We start from the raw sequence: 604 nt of genomic DNA, 5'->3' as shown, positions 1-604 counted from the left end.
ACTTCACTTGAGGCTCTTGGCAAAGTACGCGGCGGCCTTTTTTACGATGGCCAGCTCTTCGGCTTGTTCGGCCAGAAGCCGCTTGAGTCGGGCGTTTTCGTCGGCCAGAGATTGCTCACGCTCACTGCTGGTCTGTAATTGCTGCTGCTTGCTCCGCCAGCCATAAAGCTGGGACGCATGAAGGCCAAGCTGCTCGGCGGCTCTGCTGACGCCGACTCGCTCAGCGAGCGCCAAGGCTTCATCCTTGTAGGCTTGGGAGTGGCGGGTACGAGTTTGCTTCATCGTGCTTGCGGGTCTTGCCATGGTTCACCTCGTGCAGTGTATCGCTTAACGGGGTGTACACTGGAGCTGGGCAAGATCACCTTCGACGTAGCGCACCAGCCTGCTCCAGTTGCTGGCCAGGTAGTTGACCGCCTTGCCCAGGGCGGTCTGTCCGGCGACCTGCGGCTGGGTCTTGTCCAGCCAGGCCTTGAGCTGGTCGTGGATCGGCGCGCTGCGTTGCTGGCGGGCGGCCAGACGTTCGCCATCGCTCGCCTCCTTCAGGTCGCGCTCGATGCCGTAGAGCTTGTTGATCAGGTTCAGCGCCATGTCGGCGCGCCCGGTC

Annotated in this window: 2 pseudogenes; both read right to left on the bottom strand. The window is 62.3% G+C overall.

The annotated features are described in order from the left end of the window. Positions 1-303, bottom strand: a pseudogene (locus tag AS93_RS0115750) (transposase); the annotation flags it as partial. A 60-nt stretch (positions 304-363) separates the two neighbouring features. Then, positions 364-604, bottom strand: a pseudogene (locus tag AS93_RS19560) (transposase); the annotation flags it as partial.

The sequence above is a fragment of the Pseudomonas sp. RL genome (genome assembly GCF_000647775.1).
GTDB classification, from domain to species: domain Bacteria; phylum Pseudomonadota; class Gammaproteobacteria; order Pseudomonadales; family Pseudomonadaceae; genus Serpens; species Serpens flexibilis.
This window is presented reverse-complemented; position numbering and strand designations above follow the sequence as displayed.